A 3,680-nucleotide genomic window follows, 5' to 3' on the forward strand; every position below is an offset into this window, starting at 1 on the left:
TTCATCTATTTTACTTACATATCGGAAAGGTTCCTGATTATACCAAATCAGGAACCTGTCTTTTTTTCTCCCACAAACATTTTACTCATACGAATGAAAGAACGTTTTTAACGTTTGTTTATTTTGTAATAAGTCAGCAAGTGTATAGGCATCGAGCGTTTGTAAAAATGCTTGCAATGCTTCATGAAGCACATGTTTCAGTTGGCAAACGGGTGTAATAATGCAGTCATTTCCGTGAGCGGCAAAGCATTCAACGAGCGATAAATTATCTTCCGTTTGCCTAACGACAGCGCCAATGCGGATGTCTTCTGGTTTTTTAGCGAGGCGAATGCCGCCGTTTCGTCCACGAATCGTTTCAATCAAACCGAGTTTCCCGAGATCGTATACGATTTTACTAAGGTGATTTTCCGAAATGGAAAACGTACGAGAAATTTCTTTTATATTTGTTTTTTCTCCTTCTTCTAGCGCACCTAAAAAAAGAAGAACTCGTAGCGCATATTCTGTATAGTTCGTCAACTGCATAATTTTTTCACCTTTTCATTTTTATTTTACTTATATAGTAGCACATTCTTCAGTTTTTCCGTCATGTAATGAAGTAGTAATAAAAAACATGTATTTTATATATTGCTTTTTTGTTCGTTGTATGATTCAATAAACATGTATATTAAATACATGTTTTGGGGGATATGTGCAATGAGTGCAACAAAATCTTTATTAAACGAACGTACGATACAAATCATTCAATCTACTGTACCTGTATTAGAACAATATGGGGAGCAAATTACACGTCGCTTTTATGAACTGATGTTTGCTAATCATCCGGAGTTATTGAACATTTTTAATCATGCTCATCAAAAACAAGGAAGACAACAAAAGGCGTTAGCAGCATCGATATATGCCGCAGCGAAGCACATTGACCGTTTAGAAGACATTTTACCTGTTGTGAAGCAAATTGGTCATAAACATCGTAGTTTAGGTGTCAAAAAGGAGCATTATCCGATTGTCGGCAAACATTTATTGCTTGCGATTAAAGATGTGCTTGGTGACGCTGCGACAGATGAAGTGATTGAAGCGTGGGGTGAAGCTTATGGAGTCATTGCTGATGTATTTATTCAAGTAGAACAACAAATGTACGATGAGGCAGCGAAAAAACAAGGTGGATGGTTTGATTTTCGTCCTTTTGTTGTGCAGAAAAAAGTGAAAGAAAGCGATGTTATTACATCATTTTATCTCGTTCCGCAAGATGGAGGGGAAATAAGCGATTTTCTTCCCGGTCAATATGTGAGTGTGAAAGTACAAATTCCGAGCGAAAAATATACGCACATTCGTCAATATAGTTTGTCGGATATGCCAGGGCAACCGTATTACCGCATCAGTGTGAAACGTGAAGTTGAAACAAATCAAAAACCTGCTGGTATTGTATCGAATTATTTGCATGACCATGTGAAAGAAGGGGACGTGCTTGAATTAAGCGCGCCAGCTGGTGATTTTACGATTGATATGAGCAAAGAAACACCGGTTGTATTTGTGAGTGGTGGTGTAGGTATTACACCGTTATTAAGTATGGCAAAGGCAGTTGTAAAACAACAGCCGAATCGCCCGATTACGTTCGTTTGTGCCGCTGTTCATGGACGTGTTCATGCGTTTGATCAAGAGTTGCGCGCACTCGTCAAACAAGGGAACGTATGTTATCATGTTTGTTATGAGCAGCCATCAAATGAAGACTGCAACCATCCACATTTTGAAAAGACCGGATTGGTTGATGCACAGTTGTTACAGCGTGTCATCAAACAAATGAATGTCGATGTATATATGTGCGGTCCAATTCCGTTTATGAAAGCTGTGAAAGATGCTCTTCGTGAAAACGGAATAAGCGAACAACACATTCATTATGAATTTTTTGGTCCTGCTAGCCAATTATAAAATGATTCAGGGCTACGATATATGTAGATATTGATATGGAAAGGTGCTCTTGTTGGGCACCTTTATTTTTTTTCGTACAACAGAGGAGAAAATGGTAAAATAGTGTATAGATGTTGATATGTATATACATCCAAATTGACATTTTAACCTCTAGTTCACGCAGCACACCCGATGCGACGTAACACCTCATCTGGGTGCTGTAAGACGTGTTGTTCAAACCGAGTAATCGACTGGGCAATATCGTTTTGATCTTTATGCAAGACGTTAGCGATGACTTCATCTTTCAGCCACTTCCACAACCGTTCAATCGGATTCAAATGAGGCGAATACGGCGGGAGAAAAATAAAATGAAACGCATCGCCTTCTTTGCTTTGAAGGAAAGCTTGTACCATGTTGGCATGATGAATACGCGCATTGTCCAACACAAGCACGATGAATCGGTCAGAATATTTCTCTTTTAACAGGCGTAAAAAGTCAAGGGACGTTTCGGCATTGGCGGATGATGCGCGATGAAACACGACATCCCCTTGTTGCACATCGACTGCGCCAAAAATAGATACGTGGGCGTGGTGACCGTAGCTTGGCACTTGTTTTTGATTCCCTACTTCTGCCCATGTCGTACGAAGCGCTTGATAGGCGCGAACATGCTTCTCATCGACATGAAGCAGAACGATTTCTTCCGTGATTCGTTTTTTTATAAACTCGAGTTCTTTTTCAAAGGCCGCTTGAAGTACTGGATCGCCTTTGACAAGCTTATAGGTCGGGCGTGTCCATGACAAGCGAAGACGACGCAACAACTTCCGAATGCCTTCCCGTGACATCGAAACACCATAGGTTTGTTAGATGTAGGACTGTAATATACGTGTGTTCCATGACGAAGAAATGCCCCACCCGACATCCACAGGAGTGGTGGTTAATACCAGTTGTGTGATCTCCTGTTGTTGTTCTTCTGTAAGAAATGGCACGCGACCAGGCGGCAAGCGACGATCGAGTAAATGATCGAGCCCACCTTCATTAAAGCGTGCGACGTAGAGGGCAACCGATTGGCGGCATAAATTGACCATTTTTGCGACATCTTTGCCAAGAAACCCTTCCATGACGAGGCGAACGGTAGTCACTCGAACACGAAGAGAAGCATCTTTGATTTTCCGTTCTTGTTTCCGAAGTTTTCGAGGTGTCCAACCGTGATCATTTGTGATTTTCAGACGTTTCATGTCATTTCCGCTCCTTTTATACGTGGGTATGTAGGAGCAGTATAACCATGGAAAAAGGTGTTCATACAGAAGTCATCATCTTAAAGTGCATGTATATAGAAAGGGTTTGAATAATGACACAAACAAATCGATTCATATGGTGGGGACTTGTGTTTATATGGTTCTGTTTTTTCATTCAATCGTAAAAATATATTAAACATTTTGATAAAATATATTTGAGATTACACTTCTTTTTTGATTATCTTTACATCTTATTGCATGGCTCTCTGATGAACATATATAGTAAAAGAGAAAGCGAGGTGAACAACGATCATGATGGCGAACCGAGTGGAAAAGCACATCATTTATCCAAACCATCCCTATTATCCGATGATCGACGAGTATTGTTTTCGATCGAAAAACTTATATAACTTCGCCAACTACCAAGTCAGGCAAACGTTTTTTCAACACGGCACGTATCTTTCTTACAACAAGCTAGACAAACTGCTCAAAACGGAAGGAATGGATGCAGACTATCGAGCGATGCCAATGGCTCAATCCGCC

The 3,680-nt window shown here is 40.4% G+C and carries 4 protein-coding genes and 1 pseudogene; 2 read left to right on the plus strand and 3 right to left on the minus strand.

The window, feature by feature from the left end; translation table 11 throughout:
• Nucleotides 1–81 precede the first annotated feature (81 nt).
• Nucleotides 82–522 carry an Rrf2 family transcriptional regulator gene (locus EKC99_RS15080; RefSeq protein ID WP_163152624.1) on the minus strand — a complete coding sequence of 147 codons (441 nt, stop codon included), beginning with the start codon at nucleotides 520–522 and terminating at the stop codon, nucleotides 82–84.
• Between the two features lie 171 nt (nucleotides 523–693).
• Between EKC99_RS15080 and hmpA the strand changes: the two genes are divergently transcribed.
• Nucleotides 694–1,923, plus strand: a complete 1,230-nt coding sequence (hmpA, locus tag EKC99_RS15085; RefSeq protein WP_163152626.1) for an NO-inducible flavohemoprotein — start codon at nucleotides 694–696, stop codon at nucleotides 1,921–1,923.
• A 155-nt stretch (nucleotides 1,924–2,078) separates the two neighbouring features.
• Here the strand turns inward: hmpA and EKC99_RS16165 are convergent, their stop codons facing one another.
• Together EKC99_RS16165 and EKC99_RS16170 are read right to left on the minus strand one after the other, a co-directional pair.
• The gene (locus EKC99_RS16165; RefSeq protein WP_240468902.1) at nucleotides 2,079–2,744 is read right to left on the minus strand and encodes an IS630 family transposase; all 666 of its coding nucleotides are present in this window, start codon (nucleotides 2,742–2,744) and stop codon (nucleotides 2,079–2,081) included.
• 18 nt (nucleotides 2,745–2,762) lie between these two features.
• Complete coding sequence (locus EKC99_RS16170) at nucleotides 2,763–3,137, minus strand: helix-turn-helix domain-containing protein (protein ID WP_240468903.1); 375 nt, start codon at nucleotides 3,135–3,137, stop codon at nucleotides 2,763–2,765.
• A gap of 312 nt (nucleotides 3,138–3,449) precedes the next feature.
• On the opposite strand from EKC99_RS16170, the pseudogene EKC99_RS15095 reads away from it, so the two are divergent.
• Nucleotides 3,450–3,680 (plus strand): annotated as a pseudogene (locus tag EKC99_RS15095) (RNA-guided endonuclease TnpB family protein); the annotation flags it as partial.

It is taken from the genome of Anoxybacillus sp. MB8 (genome assembly GCF_011006755.1).
Taxonomy (GTDB): Bacteria; Bacillota; Bacilli; order Bacillales; family Anoxybacillaceae; genus Anoxybacillus; species Anoxybacillus gonensis.

Bases quoted from the DNA above. Each gene is read 5' to 3' on its own strand.
- EKC99_RS15080 (WP_163152624.1), bottom strand. From the start codon at position 522: ATGCAGTTGACGAACTATACAGAATATGCGCTACGAGTTCTTCTTTTT.
- hmpA (WP_163152626.1), top strand. From the start codon at position 694: ATGAGTGCAACAAAATCTTTATTAAACGAACGTACGATACAAATCATT.
- EKC99_RS16165 (WP_240468902.1), bottom strand. From the start codon at position 2,744: ATGTCACGGGAAGGCATTCGGAAGTTGTTGCGTCGTCTTCGCTTGTCA.
- EKC99_RS16170 (WP_240468903.1), bottom strand. From the start codon at position 3,137: ATGAAACGTCTGAAAATCACAAATGATCACGGTTGGACACCTCGAAAA.